The sequence below is a fragment of the Micromonospora foliorum genome, from assembly GCF_022229015.1.
Lineage (GTDB): Bacteria > Actinomycetota > Actinomycetes > Mycobacteriales > Micromonosporaceae > Micromonospora > Micromonospora foliorum.
The window spans coordinates 1-23,133 of record NZ_JAKKFF010000328.1 but is presented as its reverse complement, the minus strand read 5'-3'; the positions used below and the strand labels follow the sequence as shown (position 1 = coordinate 23,133).

21 protein-coding genes are annotated in these 23,133 nt (G+C 69.7%); 11 read left to right on the top strand and 10 right to left on the bottom strand.

Going from position 1 to position 23,133, the window contains the following annotated elements; genetic code table 11:
- Window positions 1–101: 101 nt before the first annotated feature.
- Entirely contained in the window at window positions 102–1,283 is a 1,182-nt protein-coding gene (locus PSH25_RS22820) for an acyl-CoA dehydrogenase family protein (RefSeq protein ID WP_238661008.1), read from the bottom strand.
- A gap of 237 nt (window positions 1,284–1,520) precedes the next feature.
- Here PSH25_RS22820 and PSH25_RS22815 point away from each other — a divergent pair, with 237 nt between their 5' ends.
- The 7 genes from PSH25_RS22815 (at window position 1,521) to PSH25_RS22785 (ending at window position 12,035) form a co-directional block, all read left to right on the top strand.
- On the top strand, window positions 1,521–2,675 hold the full coding sequence (locus tag PSH25_RS22815; RefSeq protein WP_238661007.1) for an epoxide hydrolase family protein: 1,155 nt from the start codon (window positions 1,521–1,523) through the stop codon (window positions 2,673–2,675).
- Window positions 2,672–3,610, top strand: a complete 939-nt coding sequence (locus tag PSH25_RS22810) for a cyclase family protein (RefSeq protein WP_238661006.1) — start codon at window positions 2,672–2,674, stop codon at window positions 3,608–3,610. Before PSH25_RS22815 ends, PSH25_RS22810 begins: the two co-directional genes overlap by 4 nt.
- 26 nt (window positions 3,611–3,636) lie before the next feature.
- A complete protein-coding gene (metK, locus tag PSH25_RS22805) occupies window positions 3,637–4,794 on the top strand; it encodes a methionine adenosyltransferase (protein ID WP_238661005.1) in 1,158 nt (385 codons plus the stop codon).
- A 104-nt stretch (window positions 4,795–4,898) separates the two neighbouring features.
- Window positions 4,899–8,105 (top strand): non-ribosomal peptide synthetase, encoded by a 3,207-nt coding sequence (locus PSH25_RS22800; RefSeq protein WP_238661004.1) that lies wholly within the window; start codon window positions 4,899–4,901, stop codon window positions 8,103–8,105.
- Window positions 8,106–8,118: 13 nt separating this feature from the next.
- Complete coding sequence (cmdF, locus tag PSH25_RS22795; protein WP_238661003.1) at window positions 8,119–9,723, top strand: tyrosine 2,3-aminomutase; 1,605 nt, start codon at window positions 8,119–8,121, stop codon at window positions 9,721–9,723.
- On the top strand, window positions 9,720–11,252 hold the full coding sequence (locus PSH25_RS22790) for a 4-hydroxyphenylacetate 3-hydroxylase family protein (RefSeq protein WP_238661002.1): 1,533 nt from the start codon (window positions 9,720–9,722) through the stop codon (window positions 11,250–11,252). Before cmdF ends, PSH25_RS22790 begins: the two co-directional genes overlap by 4 nt.
- A gap of 6 nt (window positions 11,253–11,258) precedes the next feature.
- Complete coding sequence (locus PSH25_RS22785; RefSeq protein WP_238661043.1) at window positions 11,259–12,035, top strand: SDR family oxidoreductase; 777 nt, start codon at window positions 11,259–11,261, stop codon at window positions 12,033–12,035.
- Here PSH25_RS22785 and aroH read toward each other — a convergent pair.
- Window positions 11,970–12,398 (bottom strand): chorismate mutase, encoded by a 429-nt coding sequence (gene aroH, locus PSH25_RS22780; protein ID WP_238661001.1) that lies wholly within the window; start codon window positions 12,396–12,398, stop codon window positions 11,970–11,972. The genes PSH25_RS22785 and aroH overlap by 66 nt on opposite strands.
- A 16-nt stretch (window positions 12,399–12,414) precedes the next feature.
- A complete protein-coding gene (locus PSH25_RS22775) occupies window positions 12,415–13,218 on the bottom strand; it encodes a TIGR03084 family metal-binding protein (protein ID WP_238661000.1) in 804 nt (267 codons plus the stop codon).
- Window positions 13,219–13,447: 229 nt separating this feature from the next.
- Here PSH25_RS22775 and PSH25_RS22770 point away from each other — a divergent pair, with 229 nt between their 5' ends.
- Complete coding sequence (locus PSH25_RS22770) at window positions 13,448–13,885, top strand: SCP2 sterol-binding domain-containing protein (RefSeq protein WP_210780586.1); 438 nt, start codon at window positions 13,448–13,450, stop codon at window positions 13,883–13,885.
- 70 nt (window positions 13,886–13,955) lie between these two features.
- Here PSH25_RS22770 and PSH25_RS22765 read toward each other — a convergent pair whose 3' ends face one another.
- The 5 genes from PSH25_RS22765 to PSH25_RS22745 all read right to left on the bottom strand — a co-directional run bounded on the left by PSH25_RS22765 (window position 13,956) and on the right by PSH25_RS22745 (window position 18,843).
- Window positions 13,956–14,390: an SgcJ/EcaC family oxidoreductase gene (locus PSH25_RS22765; RefSeq protein WP_238660999.1), complete on the bottom strand. Its 435-nt coding sequence runs from the start codon at window positions 14,388–14,390 to the stop codon at window positions 13,956–13,958.
- A gap of 356 nt (window positions 14,391–14,746) precedes the next feature.
- On the bottom strand, window positions 14,747–15,400 hold the full coding sequence (locus PSH25_RS22760) for a MerR family transcriptional regulator (RefSeq protein ID WP_238660998.1): 654 nt from the start codon (window positions 15,398–15,400) through the stop codon (window positions 14,747–14,749).
- Between the two features lie 119 nt (window positions 15,401–15,519).
- Window positions 15,520–16,311 (bottom strand): helix-turn-helix domain-containing protein, encoded by a 792-nt coding sequence (locus tag PSH25_RS22755; RefSeq protein ID WP_274527817.1) that lies wholly within the window; start codon window positions 16,309–16,311, stop codon window positions 15,520–15,522.
- Window positions 16,312–16,660: 349 nt separating this feature from the next.
- The gene (locus PSH25_RS22750) at window positions 16,661–18,295 is read right to left on the bottom strand and encodes a GMC family oxidoreductase N-terminal domain-containing protein (protein ID WP_238660996.1); all 1,635 of its coding nucleotides are present in this window, start codon (window positions 18,293–18,295) and stop codon (window positions 16,661–16,663) included.
- Window positions 18,292–18,843, bottom strand: a complete 552-nt coding sequence (locus tag PSH25_RS22745; RefSeq protein ID WP_238660995.1) for a DUF5987 family protein — start codon at window positions 18,841–18,843, stop codon at window positions 18,292–18,294. The genes PSH25_RS22750 and PSH25_RS22745 overlap by 4 nt, the downstream gene beginning before the upstream one ends.
- Before the next feature lie 161 nt (window positions 18,844–19,004).
- Here PSH25_RS22745 and PSH25_RS22740 point away from each other — a divergent pair, with 161 nt between their 5' ends.
- A complete protein-coding gene (locus PSH25_RS22740) occupies window positions 19,005–20,003 on the top strand; it encodes a DUF1702 family protein (RefSeq protein ID WP_238660994.1) in 999 nt (332 codons plus the stop codon).
- Window positions 20,000–20,962, top strand: a complete 963-nt coding sequence (locus tag PSH25_RS22735; protein ID WP_238660993.1) for a DUF1702 family protein — start codon at window positions 20,000–20,002, stop codon at window positions 20,960–20,962. Before PSH25_RS22740 ends, PSH25_RS22735 begins: the two co-directional genes overlap by 4 nt.
- Before the next feature lie 134 nt (window positions 20,963–21,096).
- On the opposite strand, the gene PSH25_RS22730 is transcribed toward PSH25_RS22735, so the two are convergent.
- Together PSH25_RS22730 and PSH25_RS22725 are read right to left on the bottom strand one after the other, a co-directional pair.
- Window positions 21,097–21,654: a copper resistance protein CopC gene (locus tag PSH25_RS22730; RefSeq protein ID WP_238660992.1), complete on the bottom strand. Its 558-nt coding sequence runs from the start codon at window positions 21,652–21,654 to the stop codon at window positions 21,097–21,099.
- A gap of 1 nt (window position 21,655) precedes the next feature.
- Window positions 21,656–22,225, bottom strand: a complete 570-nt coding sequence (locus PSH25_RS22725) for a hypothetical protein (protein ID WP_238660991.1) — start codon at window positions 22,223–22,225, stop codon at window positions 21,656–21,658.
- A gap of 235 nt (window positions 22,226–22,460) precedes the next feature.
- Here PSH25_RS22725 and PSH25_RS22720 point away from each other — a divergent pair.
- The coding region (locus tag PSH25_RS22720; protein ID WP_238660990.1) for a carboxymuconolactone decarboxylase family protein at window positions 22,461–23,133 on the top strand (673 nt) is incomplete at its 3' end.

Genomic DNA, 23,133 nt, shown 5'->3' with positions numbered 1-23,133 from the left:
CTATTGCGCTATCGTCGGGCGCATTCGAATGAGCCCAGACAAAAGGACGGCCGGGCCCGGAGCGATTGCCGCATCCGAGCCCGGCCGCGCCGGTGCCCCTGTTACAGGTACTGCGTGTTTGGCCCCATTCCGCACAGAATCCGGCCGTACAGTTCGAGGTTGGTGTTGGGGTGCATGATCGCGTGCAGGTTCAACGTCTGCACGTCGCGCTGGATCCGCTGGATCGGCACATGCTGGTAGACCGACGATCCTCCGCTCGCCGTGCGGAGCACGTCGACGGCGTCCTTGGCCGCCTGGCAGGCGGCACCGAGGTCGAGGCGCGCCTTGGCGCGCTCCTCGAGCGTCCACTCCTCGCCCGACTTGCCCTTGCGGTCCACCCGGTCGGCGGCCCGGTACTCGTGGAACTCGGCTTGGTCGATCTTGATTTCGGCCTCGGCCACCTGGAGGTGGGTCAGCGGCGCCTGGCTCTGGTCGGGATAGTCGGTATAGGTGATCTTTCGGCCGGGGAGCCGCTCGAAGAACGCCTCCTTGGCGGCGCGGGCCAGGCCCAGCGCGGTCGCGCCGACGGTCGCGCAGGCCACCGGCATGAACGGGCCACCCCACATGGTGGTGTTCGGGTCCTGCTGCAGCGGGTGCTGACCCATGATGATCGGGACCATCGACATGACGCGCTCCTCGGGCACGAACACGCCGTCGGCGACCGTCGAGACGCTGCCGGAGCCGCGCAGGCCCGACGTGTGCCAGTCGTCGATGACCTGCAGGTCGGCCATCGGGACCAGGGTCATGATCGGTTCGTAGCCCCCGTCGGGGGTGGGCCGAACGGCGGCGTTGGTGTTCCACTGGCTCTGCGTCGCGCCGGTGTTGAACGACCACTTGCCGTTGAGCAGGTAGCCGCCCTCGGTCGGGACGGCCATCGCGGTCGGGCTGAGGATGCCGCTGATCCGGACCGACGGGTCGGCGAAGACCTCCTCCCGCACCGAGTCCGGGAAGAGGCCGGTGACCCAGCTGCTGATGTGCCAGACCGCCACGGTCCAGGCGGCTGAGCCGTCACCGCGGGCCAGTTCGGCGATGACCTCGACGACGGCGCGAGTGTCGGACTCGTAGCCGCCGAACCTCTCGGGCACCCGCATCCGCAGGATGCCCGCGTCACTCAGCGCCTCCACGACCTCGTCGTGCAGTCGGCGATTGTCCTCGCTCCACTGGGCGTGCCGGGCCAGTAACGGCACCAGCTCCGCGGCCGCGCGGACGAGGTCGGCGCGGGGCGGAGCGTCGGTGATCGACATCGATCCTCCTCGAAAGGGTTGGGGAGTCCGTGAATTGCGCGTCGGAACTGACGGCGGACGCCCAACTGACCCTTGCACCACCGCTGCCGCCGCGCATCTTCCGGAGTGCGCTGCTCCCGGCCGGGGCAAGAGCCGAAGCGGCGCAATATGGAAGGTGCGCCGTTCCGGTTCGGACAGGTGATATTGACTTCCGTCGTAGCGGACTTGGCTGCGCCCGTCGTCGAAGGGGTTTCCGACATGGAACGGTTCCGGGTGGACATTCTTCAGGAGGACGTGGACGATCTCCGCCGCCGCCTGCGGGAAACCCGCTGGCCCGTGCTCTTCGACGCCGGCTGGGACCGGGGCGTGCCCGCCGACTACCTACGCGAACTCGTGGACTACTGGTGCGACGGGTTCGACTGGCGCGCGATGGAGCGGCGCATCAACGAGGTGCCACAGTTCGTCACCACCATCAACGGCGCGCCCGTGCACTTCCTGCACGTACGCTCACCGGAGCCGAACGCCACTCCGATGATCATCACGCACGGCTGGCCCGGCTCGGTGACCGAGTTCCTCGACGTGATCGGCCCGCTGACCGACCCCGTCGCGCACGGCGGGGACGCGGCCGACGCCTTCCATCTGGTGATCCCGTCGATGCCGGGATTCGGGTTCTCCGGGCCGATGCCGGCGCCCGGCTGGAACAACCTCACGGTCGCCAAGGCCTGGGCGGAGCTGATGAGCCGGCTCGGCTACGACCGCTATATCGCGCAGGGCGGCGACTTCGGCGCCGGCATCTCGTACGCGTTGGCCCAGATCGACGCGGAGCACGTCGTGGGTCTGCACCTGAACACGTTGGTGACCACGCCGGCGGCGGACGGCTCGGACGTGCTCGACGACGAGGATCGGCGGCGCCTGGCCCGCTCGCAGCGCTTCCTCGACGTGCTGGCCGGTTCGATGAAGCTGCAGGCGACCCGGCCGCACACCATCGCGTACGCGCTGAGCGACTCGCCGGTCGGCCAGCTCGCCTGGATCGTGGAGAAGTTCAAGGACTGGGCCGACGCCGGCAAGGTGCCCGAGGACGCGGTCGAACGGGACCGGATCCTGGCCATCGTCTCGATTTTCTGGTTCACCGGCACCGCCGGCTCGTCGGCGCAGTTCTACTACGAGACCGTCGACTACCTGCCGATCTCGAACCCCACCGTGCGGTACGCCCCGATCCGGCAGCCGCTCGGCGTCGCGGTGTTCCCGCAGGGTGTGTTCCTGCCGATCCGCCGGTTCGTCGAGCGCGACTTCCCGACCCTGCGGCACTGGTCAGAGTTCGACCGCGGTGGCCACTTCGCGGCCCTGGAGGAGCCCGACCTGTTCGTCGGCGACGTGCGGAAGTTCGCCCGCGTCGTGCGGGCCGGCTCGTGACCCACACCGAACCCCGGGTCGACGACTTCCGGGCGGTGGGGGAGCGGCTGCGCAACTGGGGTCGCTGGGGCCCGGACGACGAGCGCGGCACCATCAACCTCATCACACCGGAGCGGCTGGTCGCGGCCGGCCGACTGATTCGCGCGGGACGGACCTTCGACCTGGGGATCAACCTGGACGACAAGGGGCCGCAGAACGGCCGCTTCCGTAGCAACCCCGTACACCTGATGTCGGAGACCGGCGCGGAGCAGCTGTTTCCCGGTGGCTTCCGGTACGCCGACGACTTCCTGTTCATGCCGATCCAGGCCTCGTCGCAGTGGGACGCGCTGGCCCACGTCTTCTACGACGGCCAGTTCTACAACGGGTTTCCCGCCGACGAGCTGACCGTCAAGGGCGCCGCCCGCTGCGGAATCGACCGGCAGGGCAAGGGGATCGCGGGTCGGGGTGTGCTGCTCGACATCCCCGCGGTGCGCGGCGTGCCGTGGCTGGAGGTCGGCGACGTCATCACCCCCGCCGATCTGGACGCGGCCATCACCCGGCAGGGCGGCGTGGACGTCGGTCCGGGAGACATCCTGCTGGTCCGTACCGGTTGGCGGCGCAAGTTCGTCGAGCAGGGGCAGGACGCCGGATTCATGGCCGGGGAACCCGGTCTGGGGTTGGCCAGCTGCCAGTGGCTGCGGGACCGCGACGTCGCGGCGGTCTGCGCGGACAACTGGGCGGTCGAGGCGTTGCCGGGCGAGGACCCGGGCGCCTTCCTGGCCGTGCACATGGTGCTGATCCGGGACATGGGCCTGACGCTCGGCGAGATCCTCGACTTCGAGGAGCTGACCGAGGACTGCCGGGCCGACGGGGTGTGGGAGTTCTTCTTCGCGGCGCCGCCGCTCAAGATCACCCGAGCTGTCGGTTCGCCGATCAATCCGCTCGCCATCAAGTGATCCGACCACCCTGAAACGGGGAAGCCATGGGACGCCACCTCTTCACGTCCGAATCGGTGACCGAGGGTCACCCCGACAAGATCGCCGACCAGATCAGCGACGGCATTCTCGACGCGCTGCTGGCCGCGGACCCGCACAGCCGGGTCGCCGTCGAAACGCTCATCACCACAGGTCAGGTGCACGTCGCCGGCGAGGTGACCACCAGCGCCTACACCGACATCCCGACGATCGTCCGGGAGACGATTTTGGGCATCGGGTACGACTCGTCGCACAAGGGTTTCGACGGAGCGTCCTGCGGCGTCAGCGTGTCGATCGGCGCGCAGTCGCGCGACATCGCCCTCGGTGTCGACCAGGCGGGCGCCGCGCAAGGCGCGGGCGACCAGGGAATGATGTTCGGCTTCGCGTGTGATCAGACGCCGGAGCTGATGCCACTGCCGATCGCGCTGGCCCACCGGATGTCCCGCCGGCTCACCGCCGTGCGCAAGGACGGCCTGCTGCCGTACCTGCGGCCGGACGGTAAGACCCAGGTCACCATCGAGTACGACGGCAGGCGTCCGGTGCGGGTCGACACCGTGGTGGTGTCCGCTCAGCACGCCGCCGACATCTCGCTGGAGTCGATGCTGACCCCGGACGTCCGGGACAACGTGGTGCTGCCGGAACTGGAACCGCTCGACCTCGACGTGGACAACCTCCGGTTGCTGGTCAACCCCACCGGGCGATTCGAGATCGGTGGCCCGATGGGTGACGCGGGACTGACCGGCCGGAAGATCATCGTCGACACCTACGGCGGGTACGCCCGCCACGGTGGCGGCGCGTTCTCCGGCAAGGACCCGTCCAAGGTGGACCGCTCGGCGGCGTACGCGATGCGGTGGGTGGCGAAGACCATCGTGGCGGCCGGCCTGGCGCGGACGTGCGAGACCCAGGTGGCGTACGCGATCGGCGTCGCCGAGCCGGTGAGCCTGTCGATCGAGACGTTCGGCACCGAGACCGTCGCGCCGGAGCGGATCGAGAAGGCCGTGGCGGAGGTGTTCGACCTGCGCCCGGCGGCCATCATCCGGGACCTCGACCTGCTCCGCCCGGTCTATCGCGCGACGTCGGCGTACGGGCACTTTGGTCGGCAGTTGCCCACGTTCACCTGGGAGGACACCAGTCGGGCCGAGAGCCTGGCGTCGCTCGCCGCGTAGCGCCTCCGCGCCGAGAGCGTAACCCCCTCAACGCCGCAATTCGGAAGTTGAAGGTCGGAACCCCGCATTGACATACTTTTCCGAGCAGAAGGGGGCGGTCGCAGATGTCCATTCACGACACGACGAACGTGCTTCCTACCTCCGCGGCGCAGGACGGCCTCTGGTTCCTCGATCGTCTGACACCCCGGTCCCCAGCTCTGCACCGCTACCGGGCGTACCGGATCGCCGGTCCCCTGGAGGTCGCCGCGCTGCGGACGGCCTGGACGACGCTTGTCGACCGGCACGAGGCCCTGCGCCTCCGCTTCACCGAATCCGGCCACGCCGTGTTCGACGAGAGCCTGCCCGCCGCGATGTCCGTGGTGGACTGCTCGACCGGCGGACGCCAGGGCCATCCCACGGTCGAGGCGTTCCTCGCCGCCGAGGTGGCGGCCCCGTTCCTCCTCGACCGGGGCCCACTGGCCCGGCTCGCGGTGGCCCGGCTGGCCCCGCTGCGGCACTGCCTGGTGCTCGTCGTACACCAGATCGTCGCGGACGAGCCCTCGATGTCGACCCTGATCGACGAGCTGGGTCGGCACTACGCCGCGGCTCTGGGCGGCACACCGGCGCGCCCGGTCGGCACGGACGCCGCACCGCGGTTCTCCGAGCACGCGCGCGCCGCACGCGCCGTCGAGGCCGCCGCCCGACGGGCCGAGAAATGGTGGCGGGAGTCCCTCCCGCCGGCGCCGGTCGAGCTGCCCACCGACCGGTACCGGGGTGCCGACGTCGACTGGCGGGCCGGCGTGCACCACTTCGACTGGGGCGTCGAGCTGGCCACCGACGTGAACCGGCTCGCGCTCGACGCCGGCACGGTTCCGCTGGCGGTCGTGCTTGCCGCCCTGGAGGTGGTGCTGGCGCGCTACAGCGGGGAGCGCCGGATCGCGGTCGGCACCCGGGTCGGCACCCGGCTCGCGACCACGCCGGCCGGGCTGGTCGGGCCGTTCGAGAACCTCGCCCTTGTCGATGTCGACCTGACCGGCGCGCCGACCTTCCGGGAGCTTGTCGACCAGGTCGCCGGCCGTCTCGACGCGCTGTCCGACCAGCGGCACCTGCCGTTCGGCCGGCTCGTCGAACTGCTCGGCGCACCCCGGGACCCGCGCACGATCCCGCTGGTCAACGTGCTGGTCGACGAGGTAGCCGAGGAGCACTCCACCCTGCGCCTGGCGCACACCACGGCGACCCGGCAGGACATCGACCCGCCGGCGACGATTGCCGACCTGGAACTGCGGGTGGCGACCCGGCCGGCGACGATCGGCACCCTCGCCTACCGCGCCGAGCTGTTCGACGACGAATCCGTCGAACGGATCGCCAACCAGGTCCTGACCGTCCTCGCCGCCGGGGTCGCCACGCCGGACACGTCGGCGACCGCCCTGCCGATGGACCAGCCGACCCCCGCCGCCGAAGAGCTGGGCGGCGACGACCGGATCGCCGACGGGCCACCGGTCGACGTGCCGGTGCACGAACTGGTGCGACGGATCGTCGACACCCACCCGGAGCGCCTGGCGGTGCTCACCGACAGCGGCGGTCTCACGTACGCCGGGCTGTGGTTGCGGGCCCGGGAGATCGCCGCCGCCCTGCTCGCGCGGGGTGCGGGCGGACGGCCGGTGGTGGTGCGGCTCCCGTCCGGGCCGGAGCAGACCGCGGCGTTGCTCGGGGTGCTCGCCGCCGGCGGACACCTGTGCTGGTTCGGCACCGGGGACGTGGGTGATCGCGGTCGTGCCGTGCTCGCCGACCTGCGTCCCGCGTGTCTGCTGGTCGCCGGTGACCCGGACGACGACGAGCTGGCCCGCTGGGCCCGCATCGAACTCGACATCGCCGTGCACGACGTGGCGACCCTGACCGGGGTCGGGGCGCTGCCGACGGTCGACGCCGGCGCGGTCGCCTACGTCGCCTACACCTCCGGATCGACCGGACGGCCCAAGGGCATCGCCCAGCCGCACTCGGCGTTCGGCCAGTTCGTCACCTGGCTCGGCACGCGGTTCGAGATGGGCGACGGCGCCCGGGTAGCGCAGTGGGTGGCGCCCGACCACGACCCCGCCCTGTGCGAGGTGTTCGCCACCCTGACCAGCGGCGGCACGCTGTGCCTGCCCGCGCCGGACATCCGGATCCACGGCGAGAAGCTCGTCGACTGGATGGCCAACCGGGAGATCACCCACCTGCAGACCGTGCCGAGTTTCGCCCGCGAACTGCTGCGGGTGGTCACGAGCCGCGCGGACCGGCCCCTGCGCGCGCTGCGGCACCTGCTGCTGATGGGTGAGGCGCTGCCGGGCGAGCTGGTCAACCGGTTGCACGGCAGCCTGCCCGACGTGCGCCTGGCGAATCTCTACGGGCCGACCGAGACGATCGCGGCCACCTGGCAGCCGATCGACCGACCGGTGGATGGTTCGACGCCGATCGGACGGGCGATTCCCGGCCGGCAGGTGCTCGTTCTCGACGCCGACGAGCGACCCTGCCCGCAGGGCGTCACAGGGGCCATCGTCATCCGCAGTCCCTTCGTGGCGACCGGCTATCTCGGCGCGGTCGATCCGTCCACGGCGTTCGCCCCGGTCGGTGGACAGTCCGACATCCGCACCTACCGCACAGGTGATCTGGGCCGTTGGCGCTTCGACGGCGCCCTGGAATACCGGGGCCGCGAGGATTTCCAGATCAAGGTGTACGGCGTGCGCCTCGAACTGGGCGACGTCGAGGCCGCGCTGCAGACGCACGCCTCGGTACGCGAGTGCGGCGTGGTCGCGGTCCATGGACCGGACGGGCTGGTCAACCGCCTCGACGCGTACGTCGTGCCGATCCGAGCTGGGGAGGGCTCGCCCGAGGTGTGGCGGGCCCACCTGCGCCAGCGGCTCGGCAAGGTGATCCCCCTCGTGTTCCGTACCGTCGACGGCCGGCTTCCCCGCAACATCGGGGGAAAGGTCGACCGGCGGCGGCTGCCCGAGCTGGCGCGCTCGGTGAGGGCTGCGACGCCGGCGCCACTGACCGACACCGAGCAGACCCTCGCCGCCCTGTGGGCCGAGGTGGTCGACGCGGGCGTACCGGGCCTCGACGACAGCTTCTTCACGGCCGGCGGACGCTCCGCGCTAATCCCGGCTCTGCTCCACCGCGTCTCAGAACGGTTCGGCGTACACGTGCCGATCCGCGACTTCTACGCCAACCCGTCGCTCCGCACCCTCGCCAACGCTGTCAGCGTCGCCGGCGACGAGGACGGACCACGACGGCAGGCACCGGGCGTCGCCCATCCGGGCGAGCCCACCAGACCCGACCTGGCACCACGGCTGTGATGAGGTGAGGACAGTGACAACGAACGAGAACATTGTCGTGCTGGACGGCGACACTCTCGACATTCCGGGCCTTCGCCGGATCGCCGAGGACGACACCGCCTGCGAGGTGTCGCCGTCGGCGCTCGCACGAGCGGGCAAGAGCCGCGCGATGTTCGAGGACATCGTGCGTCAGGACATCCCGGTGTACGGGGTGACCACCGGGTACGGCGAGATGATCTACATGCTGGTCGACCCCTCCAAGGAGGTCGAACTCCAGACCAACCTGGTGCGGAGCCACAGCGCCGGCGTCGGCCCGCTGTTCGCCCGGGACGAGTCGCGGGCGATCGTGACCGCCCGGCTCAACGCGCTGGCCAAGGGCCACTCCGCGGTACGCCCCGAGTTGCTGGAGCGGCTCGCGCTCTACCTCAACCTGGGCATCACCCCGGCCATCCCGGAGATCGGTTCGCTCGGCGCGAGCGGTGACCTCGCGCCGCTGTCGCACATCGCGTCCACGGTGATCGGTGAGGGCTACGTGCTCGACGGCACCGGCAAAGTGCCCACCGGTCAGGTGTTGCGCAAGCACGGCATCGAGCCGTTGGAGCTGCGTTTCAAGGAGGGGCTCGCCCTGATCAACGGCACGTCGGCGATGACCGGTGTCGGCGCGCTCGTGGCCGACCGGGCCATGACGCAGGTACGCCAGGCGGAGATCGTCACCGCCCTGGTGATCGAGGCGCTGCGGGGCTCGATGAGCCCGTTCCAGCCCGAGGGGCACGACATCGCGCGACCGCATCAGGGGCAGATCGACACGGCGGCCAATCTGCGGGCGCTGATGCGCGGTAGCCTGTCGACAGTGGAGCACAGCGAGCTGCGCAAGGAGGTGGCCGCCGGCAAGGAGTCCGGCAAGGACGTCACGCGGACGAAGGTCTACCTGCAGAAGGCGTACTCGCTGCGGGCCATCCCGCAGATCCTGGGCTCCGTGCGGGACACGCTCTACCACGCGATCAACAAGATCGGCATCGAGCTGAACTCGGCGAACGACAACCCGCTGTTCTTCGAGGGCGAGGAGATCTTCCACGGCGCCAACTTCCACGGACAGCCGGTCGCGTTCGTCATGGACTTCCTCACGATCGCGCTGACCCAGCTCGGCGTGCTCTCCGAGCGGCAGTCCAACCGCCTGCTCAACCGGCACCTGAGCTATGGCCTGCCGGAGTTCCTGGTCACCGGTGATCCGGGCCTGAACAGCGGCTTCGCCGGCGCCCAGTACCCGGCGACCGCCCTGATCGCCGAGAACCGCACCATCGGGCCGGCGAGCACGCAGAGCGTCCCGTCCAACGGCGACAACCAGGACGTGGTCAGCATGGGGCTGATCTCCACCCGCAACGCCCGCCGGGTGCTGCGCAACAACGACACGATCCTGGCCCTGGAGTACCTGGCCGCGGCGCAGGCCGTCGACATCTCCAAGCGGTACGGCGACCTGAGCCCGGTCGCCAAGGCCACCTACGACCACGTCCGGTCGATGGTGCCGACGCTCGACCGCGACCGCTACATGGCCGACGACCTGGAGACCATCACCGCCGCCCTGTCCCGCGGCGAGTTCGCCGCCGCGGCCGCGAGCGCTCAGCAGAGCGACCTTCGGTGACCAGGCCCTACACCGGCGCGGAGTACATCGAAAGCCTGCGTGACGATCGCGAGATCTACCTCTACGGCGACCGGGTCAAGGACGTCACGACGCATCCGGCGTTCGCCAACGCGGTACGCATGACCGCGCGGCTCTACGACTCGCTCCACGACCCGGCCACCGCACCGGTGCTCACCGCACCGGTGGACAGCGGCGGCACGGGCTTCACCCACCGGTTCTTCACCACGCCGCACAGCGCCGAGGACCTGGTCGCCGACCAGCAGGCCATCGCGGCGTGGGCCCGGATGAGCTACGGCTGGATGGGGCGCAGCCCGGACTACAAGGCCTCCTTCCTCGGCACCCTCGGCGCGAACGCCGACTTCTACGGCGAGTACGCGGACAACGCCCGGACCTGGTACCGCCGCTCCCAGGAGCAGGTGCAGTTCTGGAACCACGCGGTCGTGCACCCCCCGGTCGACCGCAACCGGCCGCCCGACGAGGTACGCGACGTGTTCGTCCACGTCGAGCGGGAGACCGACTCCGGCCTGATCGTCAGCGGCGCGAAGGTCGTCGCGACCGGGTCCGCGCTGACCCACTTCAACTTCATCTCGCACCACGGGATGCCGGTCAAACGGCGGGAGTTCGCGCTGATCGCCACGGTGCCGATGGGCGCTCGCGGGATGAAGCTGATCTGCCGGCCTTCCTACGCCGCGACGGCCGCGGTGATGGGCAGCCCGTTCGACTATCCACTGTCGTCACGGCTGGACGAGAACGACACGGTGCTCATCCTGGACAAGGTCGAGATTCCGTGGGAGAACGTGTTCGTCTACGGCGACCTTGGCAAGGTGCAGATGTTCGGCGGGCGCTCGGGGTTCACCGAGCGGTTCACGTTCCACGGCATGACCCGGCTGGCGGTGAAACTCGAATTCATCGCCGGCCTGCTGGCCAAGGCGTTGGACCTGACCGGTACGAAGGACTTCCGGGGGGTGCAGAGCCGTCTGGGTGAGGTGCTGGCCTGGCGCAATCTCTTCTGGGGGCTGTCCGACGCCGCCGCCCGTAACCCGGTGCCGTGGAAGAACGGGGCGGTGCTGCCGAACCCGGAGTACGGGCAGGCGTACCGGTGGTTCATGCAGGTGGGTTATCCCCGGGTCCGCGAGATCATCATGCAGGACGTGGCCAGCGGACTCATCTACCTCAACTCCAGTGCCGAGGACTTCAAGAACCCGGCGATCCGCGGATACCTGGACCAGTACATGCGGGGCTCCGACGGCAGCACCGCGATGGAGCGGGTGAAGCTGATGAAGCTGCTGTGGGACGCGGTCGGCACCGAGTTCGGCGGCCGGCACGAGCTCTACGAGCGCAACTACTCCGGCAACCACGAGAACACCCGGGTGGAGATGTACTTCGCGCAACTCGCCTCGGGGCAGATAGACGGCTACAAGCGGTTCGTCGACGAATGCATGAGCGAGTACGACATCGACGGCTGGACCGTGCCGGACCTCGCGTCCTTCGATCACCTGCGGTGGGCGCGCAACGATCTCTCGACGTGAGGAGCGCTGATGTTGCAGGACAAAGTCGCCGTGGTCGCCGGTGTGGGGCCGGGGCTCGGACGGGCGATCGCGCTCGGCTGTGCCCGGGCCGGTGCCGACGTCGTACTGGCCGCACGTAACGAGTCGGTCCTCGCCGAGGTCGCCAAGGAGGTCGAACAGCTCGGCCGGCGGGCGCTCGCGGCGCCGACCGACCTGACCGACGACGCGGCGGTCGCCGCCCTGGCCGACTCGGCGCTGGAGGCGTTCGGGCGGGTGGACGTGTTGGTGTACAACGCGTTCGCGGTGCCGGCCTTCGCCGAACTCACCGCGATCGACGTCGACGCCGTACGGGCGAGCCTGGAGACCGACGTGTTCGGGGCGCTACGGATCACCCAACGGCTGGCCCCGACGCTGACCGAGCACAACGGCGCCATCGTCATGATCAATGCGATGGTGGTACGGCAGTCGAAGCCGACATTCGGCGCCTACCGGATGTCGAAGTCCGGTCTGCTCGCGCTGGCGCAGAGCCTCTCGACCGAGCTGGGCCCAGCAGGCGTGCGGGTGAACACGGTGATGCCCAACTACGTCTGGTCCGACGGGCTCCGCGGCTACTTCGCCTACCTGGCCCAGGAGCGCGGCATCACCGAGAAGCAGGTCTACGACGAGACGGCGGCGAGCCTCGACCTGCGTCGCCTGCCCGAGGCGGACGAGGTGGCCAACGCCGTCGTCTTCCTCGCGTCAGACCTGGCCAGCGCCATCACCGGGCAGTGTCTCGACGTGAACGCCGGCGAGCTGCATCGCTGACAGATCGGGGCGCAGCACCTCGGCGCCCCCGAGATAGACGTGCCGCACGGCCGCTCGCGGCCGTGCGGTCAGCACGTGGGCCAGCATCCGCACGACCCGGGGCAGCGCGCCGGGCACGTCGATCTCGGCGGCGCACAACAGGGGTACGTCGTGCAGGCCGAGCTGCCGCGCGGCGACCGCCGGGAAACAGCTCACCAGGTCGGGTGTGGCGGTGAACAGGATGCTGACGAGGTCGTCCGGCGCCAGTTCGTTGCGCCGGACGACCTCGTCGAGCAGGAGCCGCGTACCGGCCCCGACCACGTCCGGACTGTCCCGGTCGACCTGGATCGCGCCCCGGATGGCCCGCAGGGTCGGTGCCGTCATCGTCGTACCCCCGTTGTCAGCGCGTCGCGGCGGCGAACTGGCCGGGCTGGCGGCCCGATCCGGCCGGACCCCGGTACGCCTGCGCGATGTCCAGCCAGTGCTCGGCGTCCGGGCCGACCGCGCTCAGCCGCAGGTCGTCGCGGTGTCGCCGGCGGGTCACCAGCAGACAGAAGTCGACCGCCGGGCCGCTGATCCGCTGGTCCGCATCCGGCGGGCCGAACGTCCACGTGGCGCCGGACGGGGCGGTGAGGGTGTAGCCGAACTCCACGTCCGGAACCTCCTCCTCACGGGCCAGGTAACCGAAGTCCCAGGTGCGTGCGGCGAACCCGCACAGGTGCCGGATCCGGTCGGTGTGCCGGCGCTCGACGCCGAGTGCGTCGGCGACGTCCTGCCCGTGGCCGAACAGCTCCATCATGCCGGCGCCCGCCAGGATGGCGGCCGGCATCGGACGGACCAGCCACGGCACGATGTCGGTCGGCGCGTGCGCCGCCAACGCCTTCTCCGCGGTCGACCGCTCCTCCTGCCACTTGGCGAACAGCGCCGGCGGTGGGGCGGCGAGGTACGGGGCCATCGCGGCGGCGACGTTGGACTCGAAGCTGCCGCTCATGGAGGAGAGGAACCGGCTGAACGTGTCCGGGTCGGACGCCGAGAGCCCGGCCAGGCGAAACACCGCAGAGAGGTGGGCCACCTGGTGGGCGACCGTCCAGCCGACGGCGGGCGTCTCGGTGCGCCAACCGGCGTCGTCCAGGTCGGCGATCAGCGCGTCGAACGCGTCGCCCTCGCTGACCAGATCGGCGAACACATCGGGCTGTGCTGACATGTGGTTCTTCCTTCCGCTACAGGGCTCGTGTCGTGCCGCGGAAGGGGACACCGGTGTTCCCGCGGCCGGACGGCTGGTGCGCGGTGCGCGCCTGTGGAGCAGGTCGGATCAATCATTGGACGGTGAGCCCCGCGTCGTCGTCTCGCTACGTGCGCGACCTGCGCGGATCCGCCACTGAACGCACTCTCGGAGATGTCCGTCCGGTGGCCGATCGGCCAACCTAATCCCTATGAGCGACCCCACCACGATGAGCCCGCGCGAGCTCGCGGTGTTCGTCAAGCAGACCCCCAACGGCGAGCTGCGCCGGCTGATGCACGGCCCGCGGCGGACGGACGTCATCGACGAGATCTTCACCAACATGCCCCAGGTCTTCCGCGCCGATCGTGCCGGCGCGCTCACCGCCGTGATCCACTGGCGGATCGGCGACCGGCCCGACGGCGGCGTCGACGTCTACGAGATGGTCATCGCCGACGGCGCCTGCGTCAGCACACCGGGCAATGGTCGACACCCCGATCTCACGCTCTCGCTGGGTGGGGTCGACTTCCTCAACCTCGTCACGGGCAACGCCCACGCGGTGGCGCTGGTGATGCGCGGTCGCCTCAAGACCAAGGGCGACCTGGCCCTGACCGCGAAGTTCCCCACCCTGTTCGATCCGCCCCGAGGCTGACCGGGACCGAGAACGACGCCGATGACTCTCGCAGTCATCGGCGTCGTTCGGTTCGGTGGCGCCGGTCGGGTCAGGCGACGCGGTCGCGCGGGCAGTTCTGGTAGACGGCGAGCAGCCACTCGCCGTCGTGGTTGACGAGAATCCACGACGCGCGGATCGCCGCCCGGTCGGGCAGCGTCGTCTCGCCAGCCGGGATGACACCACCCTCCGTGATCAGCGCGACCGCACCCGGGGCCAGCGCCTTGATCTCCACCGGCGTGCCGGTGACCCGGGTGCCCTTGAAGGGGCCGCCGAACGCGGTCGACATGAAATCGCGAATGTTGTCCTTGCCCTGGCGGTAGACACCCGGTAGCAACATCGACCCGTCGTCGACGAAGATGTCCGCGAACGCCTGCGCGTCCTGAGCCGCCCACGCTTTGACCAGGCGGCCGGGTACCGCCGCTATGGCCGCTTGATCGGCGCCGGAGATGCCAGTCACCAACGGTGCGGAGGAACTGGTGGTCATCGCTGGTCCTCGATTCTTGGATGGTGGCGAAGAGGCCGGTCGGTGTTGCATACCGACGTTGCCGAGGCTAGTGCTGGCAGTGGCCGTTCCGTTCTCCTGGAATGCGCGTTGGTCGCGTCCAACTCGGCATTCTCAGAGAAGACTGCGCACCGCTGTCAGCGGCATGCTCGGATGGCCACGACAACCACAGTTGAATCCGATCGGGGACTTCGACAGGAGGACAGCCCGTGACCGGGCACCGTCGCGTGATCTCTGGCATCGTCGTGGACGAAGACAACCACCCTGCTCCACCCGGTCAGCCCTCGCCGGGGCTGCTCACCGCACGCCGCGGTGGCTCACGCCCTGATCGCGGTGGCTCACGCCCTGTCGGCGGCGGCCTCCGCGCGAGCGGGGCGCTCGGATGAGCCCTTGCCGAGCCACTGGTATACGTAGTGCTCGCGCGCCATCCGGTGCACCGCGGTCAGGGCGACCTCCAGCAGCACCGCTCGAACCACCGCGGCCGCCCGATCGACGTCCGCGTCGTCGGCGGGCAGCAGAGCCATCTCCTGTTCCACGAGCTGCTCGGCCATCGCCGCGTACGGTGCGAAGAACTGGATGCTGCAGTCGCAGCCGAGCCGGCGCAGCGCGGCGACGACCTGCGCGAGCTGGGCGCGGCCGGCCGCGTCGGGGTGCACCGCCCAGCCCAGCTCGTCGATGAACTGGTCGACGTCGGCGGTGGCGTCGGACAGATTGGCGGCTTCGCCGCTGAGTGAGTGCACCACCTCATAGAGCCCGGCCAGGGGAAGCTGGCGGTCCTCGATGCTCGCGAGCAGTTGCCGGACGGTCGACAGGTCGAGCTTCCCGACGTGCGTCAGCGCACGGATGAGTTGCAGGCGGCGCAGGTGACGGTCGTCGTAGTCGGCCTGGTTGCGACCGGTGGGTCTACCAGGAGGAAGGAGCCGCTCCCGGAGGTAGTACTTGATTGTGGCGACGGGTAGGCCCGTCTGTTTGCTCAGATACGAAATGCGCATCGGTTCCCCCAGGTAGACCCGTCATGTCGACCACTCTTCGATGAGCCGGTGTCGTTGAATCACGACCGCGTGCCCGTGCACACCGGAAGCGGGGCACGGGCACGGGTGGGTGATTTCGGTCAGGCGGCCGGACGGTCGACCGACCGGGCCGGAAAGCGTGCGGAGAGGATGGTGGCGGCCCGAGCCTTCTCCTGGGCGGCGACGACGCTGAGCGCCACCTTGCGTGCGTCGAGGAGAGCGAGCAGGACCGGAGGGTCCAGGGCCGTTACGGGCTGGAGATTGACATCCACCGTGAGCACGGTGTCGTGGGCGATGGTGAGTGGCCCGTGGGTGGCGACGGAGATGGGACGACTGTGCGGGTCGGCGGCGATCTCCGTGGGATCGCCGGTGACCGACTGGGCCAGCAGGTACCAGGTGCCCGGCGGCACGCCGGTGAAGTGAAACAACCCGGGACCGGACAGGATGGTGCATCGGATCGGCCGGCCCTCGGGTATGCGGTCCGGGAAGAGACCGACGAACACGAGACCCGGGCTGGCCTGGCTGGACGGGTGCACCTGGCCGTGGATGCTGGCCGTCGATGGTGTGCCCGCGGCCGGCGTCGGCGCGACGGGAACGTGTGGGGCGTACCCGGCCAGCTTGCGGTACGCCGTCGGTGACATTCCAACGCTCTTGCTGAAACGCGAGCTGAACGTCCCGACACTGTTGTAGCCGACTCGCACGCTGATGTGTGCGACGTTGAGCGACGTCGAGACCAGCAGATCCTTGGCGCGTTGCAACCGGAGTGCCGACAGGAAACGACCTGGCGACACTCCGGTTGCGCGTTGGAAAATCCTGGTGAAGTGGAATTTGCTGAACATCGCCGCTCGCGCCATGTCGCTTACGGTGATTTGCTCGCTGAGGTTCTCGCGCATTGCCTCAATTGCGCGCTTCGCTGCTTCCTCAACCGCGTCCCCCACGATTCCTCCCCAGCAATTCGTGAGAACAGCTTGCCGGTCTCACCAAAGGCGTAAATTAATATCTGAGATACGCCTCTCGGTCACCGCCGGTGTCCGGTTGGTGATGCACCGAGATCCATGTCGACGTTAGTCGATCCCGCCCTCGGCCGCAACACTGCAGATTTGCTTGGATACGGAGCGCAATCGTGGAGTAGGGGGGCCTCCGTGGTAGATAGTGATAGTCTCTAATACACGTCCAGGAGTTGAGATAGCTCAAAGGGTGCGTAAAGTTCAATCTTCCGCGTTGTCAATCTTCGCCGGAGCATCAACCCGCGGGAGCCGGGACGGCGGGCACCGTGGCTGGGGCGGGCAGCGTGCCGTTGTAGCTGACCGGAACCCCTCGCACGCGGGCCGCGGCGACGATTCCCGGCATCGCCCGCTCGGCCAGCGCCGCGATCGTCAGGGCCGGGTTGACGGTGAGGGCGCCGGGCACCGCCGAGCCGTCGGTGACGAAGATGCCCGGGTGGTCGCGCAGTTCGTGTCGGTCGTCGAGGGCCGAGGTCGCCGGGTCGTCGCCGATTCGGCAGGAGGCGAGCGGATGCACGGTGTACGCGCCGACCAGGTCGTTGGTCCAGGGAGCGACCCGGGCCAGTCCGTCCCGTTCGAGAATGTCCTTGACCTCGGCGTCGGACAGCGACCACCCGCGCCAGGTGTTCTTCGTCGGCTCGTAGCGCAGCGGGCCCACCCCGAGCATCTGCTGCGACAGCCGATGCGCGTTGCCGGTCTCCGGTGGTGGCCCGAAGACGCCCTCGTTGTCGTCCTCCGACATCGTGAAGATCGTCAACCACGACTGCCACTGGCGCAGCATCTCCTTCTTCTCCAGGCCGAACCAACTCGGCCCGGTCGCACCCGGAACCTGCGCCAGAATCGTGCCGAGCCCGGGCGGGAAGTAGAGCTGCTCCAGGGAGAAGCGCTCGTATTCGGGAAGTGAGCCGTCGAGCTTGTCCCAGGAAGCGACCGTGGGGCCGCGCCCGATCTGATAAGCGGAGTACGCGCGTCCGTCGGATCGGCTCAGGCCGAGCACGTCGCGTACCTTTTCTTCATCGAAAATAGCCGTATTCAGCCTTTCGCCGTTACCCGAGAAATATCGGCCAACTGCGTGTGGCATTTTCCCGAGGTGTGGCTCCGAACGTTGCAGAATGACTGGAGTGGCGCCGGATCCGGCGGCGACGACGACAATCTTCGCGTCGATCTCGCCGGATTCGTGCAGAATCCTGTAGTCCTCCCCGTCAACAACCCGGTAATGCACCCGATATCCACCGTCGGGTGTCCGGGACAGATGCTGCACCTCGTGCAGCGGGCGGATTTCGGCACCGTGGTCGAGAGCCGCCGGTAGATAGTTGAGCAACAGCGAGCGCTTGGCGTCGAACCGGCAGCCGGCCATCATCCAGTTGCAGTTCGTGCAGAGGTCCACGTCGATCGCCGCCGGCGCCGGGTTGGCGGTCCGCCCGGCGTGCCGGCACGCCGCTCCCCAGAGCCCGCCGGCATAGGGGATGCGGTCCCAGGTCTGTTGGGTGATCGGCAGCGCCTCCGCCACCCGGTCGTACCACGGGTCGAGTGTGTCGCGGTTGATCGCCGCCGGCCACATCCGGCGGCCGATGCTGCCCTGCCGCTCGAAGACGAACCGGGGCGCCCGTGGCATCGTCGCGAAGTAGACCACGCTGCCGCCACCCACGCAGTTGCCGCCCAGGATGCTCATGCCGTCGCCCACGACGAAGTCGAAGATCCGGGTGTACGACTTACCGAGTTCGAAGTCGTGGTCGAACTCGTCCGCTCGCAGCCAGGGCCCGCGCTCCAACACCACCACCCGGGCGCCACCGGCGGCGAGGTGATAGGCCGCGATCGCGCCGCCGAACCCGCTGCCGATGACGAGGATGTCGGTCGATTCCGTCGCGCTCATGCGGGGCTCCCCGTCGCTGTCGTTTGTGGATGGTGGTCGGCGAGTTGCCGTCCGTAGCTGAACTCTGGAAACCGGTAGATGCCGTCGGCGTTCGGTTGGGAATAGCCGATCGTGAGAAGCCCCGGATGACCGGTCGCGAAGGCCGTCGGGGTGCTCATGTGTGCCGCGCTGTCAAAGGCCATGTTGCAGAAGAGGGCAAGGCTCACCCACATCTGCTTCTCGGGATGGCCGGGGTCGGTAAGGATGCGCACCAGCGCGGTACGGTGGTCGAAGGACAGCGCCACGAACGACGGCACCGACGCATCCAGGCTGAGCCCGGTTTCGTGCGCGTAATCGTCGGCGTGCTCGTTCAGGGTCACTGCGAGGGAATCGAGCGCTTCGGCCAGACCGCCGGCGGGCAGCTCCAGTAGTGCGAGCGCGCCGGCCGCGACCGCGCCGGCGCCGGTTGCGGCGCCCGCGATCGCCCGATCGTCCGGCCAGCGTTTCTCTCCTGGAATGATCGTGTCGGCAAAAGCCTCGATCGTGATGGTCTTGTCTGGAACTTCCACGAAATGCCTCCAGGCCGCAGATTCATCGCTTCGGACATTGTGTTCCCGTCGCCATCCGTGCCGTTCTTCCGTCGTGCCGTCGGTCGACCGCGCACGCCTGAAGACGAACCGCCCGAGCACCCGCGCGCACGATGGAACAAACCTTGGGAGGTACGAGCGACATGCCGATGCTGGGTGCGATCCGCCGGATGGCGCTGACGCCGTCGCTGGCCGACGTCACGTTCGAAGGCCGGGGCTTCCCGGTCAGACCGAGCCCGACAACCGAGCGTCTGGAGGCGATCCCGCAGGCGGTGATCTGCGGCTTCGAGTGGGGTATCGAGGCGCGTGACCAGTGGGAACTGGAGCGACGACTGGAACTGGTCGACCAGGAGCAGCGCGGCTTCGCCTACGAGGGCGCCACCATGGCACTGACGGTCCGCGACGCCATGCCGGGCGGGCGGCGCCACCAGGCCCGGGACCTGCTGAGCGGCCCCGGCCTGCCGCACACCTTCCTGACCTACATCGGGATCGGCTTCGCGATGGCCCGGTTGCCCCGTCCATTGTGGAAGAACGTGCTGCCGGACCTGACCGGCACCCCCTACTACCCGACCATGAGCTGGTTGGCTGTCGACGGCTACGGCTTCGACCGTGCCTACTTCGAGACCGACCGGTGGGTGGGGCAGCAGCGCAGGCTGCCGCCGTACCCGTGGCTCGGCCGCGCCGACTACTTCCCGCGCGCCGTCGACCAGGGAATTGGTCGCGCGCTGTGGTTCATTCACGGCGGCGAACCCGCCGACGTCACGGCGGCCGTCGAACGGTTCGCTCCCGAGCGGCAGGCCGACCTGTGGAGCGGGGTCGGTCTGGCCGCGACGTTCGCCGGCGGCACCACACCCGAGGGGCTGCGGCACCTCCGCACCGCCGCCGGTGCGCACCGCGACCACCTCGGGCAGGGCTCGGTCTTCGCCGCGAAGGCGCGTACCTTCGCCGGCTACCTGCCCGAACACAGCGAGGCGGGTGTCACCATCCTCGCCGGCCTGCCCGCCGAGAAGGCCGCGCTGCTGGCCGACGAGGTCGCGGCCGTGGGCTTCGCCGACACCGAGGAACCCGACTACGAGGTGTGGCGCCACCGGATCCGCGCCCGCCTCGCCGCCATTCACGATGAGGACAGGAGGGTTCGATGAGCGTTTGGCGCAGCCTGCGACGCAGGGTGCTGACCCCCGACGTCGCGGCCACCAGGATGGACGTCCGCGGCTTCCACGTGAAGTCCGCCGCCGGGCGGGAGCGGTTGGAGACCGTCGGCCGCACATTCCTCGCCGGGTACGCGTTCGCGGCAGAGGCGAAGCGGCCCACGGATGCCGAGCCGTCGCTTGAACGGGTGCCGACCGGCTATCGCGGCTTCGCCTACGAGGGCGCCGCGATGGCCCTGGCGATGCGCGACGGGTTGCCCGGCGGCGGGACCCGACACGTCGCCGACTTCCTCGACGGGCGGGCCCGACACCACGTCTACATGGTCTACGTCGGGGTGGGCTGGGCGATGGCCCGACTTCCCCGTTTCCGCTGGTCCACCCTGTACGCCCCGGACCCGCTGCTGCGCTGGCTGGTCCTCGACGGCTACGGGTTCCACCAGGCATACTTCGTCACCAAACGCTATGTGCACCAGCAGTTCCGCGACGAACGCTTCCCGTGGCCGGGTCACCCCTACGCCAACAGCGCCATCGACCAGGGCATCGGCCGGGCGTCGTGGTTCGTCGGCGGCACCGACCCCGAGACGGTGGCCGGCCTGCTCAACCGCTTCCCGGAGGCGAGGCGACCCGACCTGTGGGCGGGCACTGGCCTCGCCGCGGCGTACGCGGGCGGCGCGTCGGACACCGAACTGCGCCGGTTGCGGGACCTGGCCGGCCCGTACCGCCCGCAGCTCATGCAGGGCGTCGCCTTCGCGGCGGCGTCCCGGGTCAAGGCCGACCTCGTTCAGCCGCACACCGAGCTGGCGACCGAGCTGCTCTGCGGCATGTCGCCGGCCAGCGCCTCGAAGGTCACCGACGAGGCGCTTGTCGACCTTCCCGCTGACGGGCAGATCCCGGCGTTCGCGGTCTGGCGCGAGCGCATCGCCGCGGCCATGGTCGCCAACTTCGGCAGCTGACCTGCGGCAAGGGGCCCCGCCGTCCGGCGGGGCCCCTTCTGCTTGTGATGGACGGCCCCCGCCGCTCACCTACCGCGGGCCACGGTCAGCCGGTGGCCCACCCTGTGGGCTGGTCGCCGGCGCTGCCGGAAAGATCACGGACGCTGGTCGGGCGCGTCGGACGCGGCCCGGTAGGGCCGGCGGAGGTACAGCAGTGCCAGCACGACCACCACGGCCAGCCCGTCGACGAAGAGCAGGAAGGCGCTCATCGGGTCGATCGAGTGTTGGTGAGCGGCGAGCGCGTCGGCGGTGGCCTGCCGGACGACCTCGGACGGCGCCGGAGGTGCCACCCCGGTGCCCACGCTGAACCGCAGGCTTCCGGTGGCCTCGCCCCCGTTGGCAAGCGCCATGTGGAAGGCGACCGTCAGGTTGCCCGGCCGGGACACAGTGATCGGCACGGTCACCGTCCGCTCCGGGCCCTGTCGCGCGTCGCCAGACTGGATCGGGTTGCCCGCGTCGTCGAGCACGGCGACGTGGGAGAGCGCCAGGTCCGGCGCGTCGGAGAACGTGAGCGCGACGGCCGCGGGGGCCGCCGGAACGGCGGCACCCGCGGCAGGGTCGCTGGTGATCAGGCCGCCGTCGGCGGAGGCCGACGACGCGACGCTCGAAAGCAGGAGGACGAAGAGCAGCAGCGCCCCACCTCGGCGGATCACGTCAGGCCAGCGACGCTAGGGGACGCGGCGCGCAGCTGCACCGCATCGCCTTGGCTTCGACCCGGCTCGGCCGCAGGTGGTAGTAGACCGCGACCAGCATCGGGATGAAGACGATCGAGTTGTAGAACAGGTGCAACTCGACGCGGGGCATGACGAGCTGCAGGACGCTGGTCGGCACCGCGGCGCCGAAGAGATTGAAGCCGGCCTGCACCTGGATGAGGAGCAGCAGGTGCTCGATGTGGTGCCAGAACTGGATGGCGAGAGCGATCGTCCACCAGGTGCGGGCCCGACCGACGAAGCCCGGCCGGAGCAGGAAGAGGCCGACGAGCATCACGATGGCGTAGCCGTAGTGCAGGTACTCCGAGGTGACCAGCCACGGCCAGAACTGTCCGAGCACGCCACGCGACGCGGGTCTGGGCATGCCGAGCACGAAGATCTGGTACGCCTGCACGAGGTGTTCCGCCCAGTGCGCGATCACGATCACCATGAAGGTGTTCAGGGCGGCGCGGTGGTGCCGGCCGTTGAGGGACGCGAGGAAGCCCGACCTCGGTGGGGCCGCAACAGCGGACATGGACACTCCATTCGTCAGTGAGCGTGGCCCGGCGCTTACGGTAGTCAATGGGCGGCCGGAGAATTTCTTTGGACGTGCTCTCGTGCCCGACCCGGGCCCGGGCGAGCCGGCCGCTTTTTTGTGGCCACCACATGGGTGTTCGTGCGGATCACCCGATACCGCAAGTTCGGAGACGGCCCCGGCCCGTCGGCATCGACATCCTTGGGCTTGCGGTCGAAGGGAGAGCGTCGTGGGCATGATCATGATTCGAGGCACCCGCCGGGCCGCGGGGACGGTCCGGCACGTCACGCCGGTGCCGATCGCCGTGGCCGAGGGACTGGTGGCCACGGTGTACGAGCAGGTCGAACGCGACTTCGGAATGCTCGCCCCGCCGGTTGCCCTGCACTCACCGGCCCCCGAGCCACTCGCGGCGTGCTGGATGATCCTGCGTGAGACGCTTGTCGCCAGGGGTGCCGTCGACCGGGGAACGAAGGAGGCGGTGGCGACCGCCGTGTCCATCGGCAACGCCTGCCCCTACTGCGTCGACGTGCACAGCTCGACCATGCACGGCCTGGCTCGCGGGCGGGAGTCGGCGCAGATCGCCTCGGGTAACCTCCACCAACTCGCCGATCCCGGCCTGCGGGCGGTGGCGAGCTGGGCACGCGACAGCGGGCACGTCGCCGCGGCGGTCCCGGTGCCGGCCGCGGCGGTCCCCGAGGTGCTGGGCGTGGCGGTGGTGTTCCACTACATCAACCGCATGGTCAACCTGTTCCTCCCCGAGTCGCCGTTCCCACCGCGGCTGCCCGGCGCCGCACGGACGACGGTCCGGAGAGTGTTCGGGAAGTTGATGGATCTGCGCGGCAGCGGGCCCGAGCCCGGGGCGGCGCTGGCGCTGCTCCCAGCCGCGCCGGCGACAGCGGTGCCGGAGT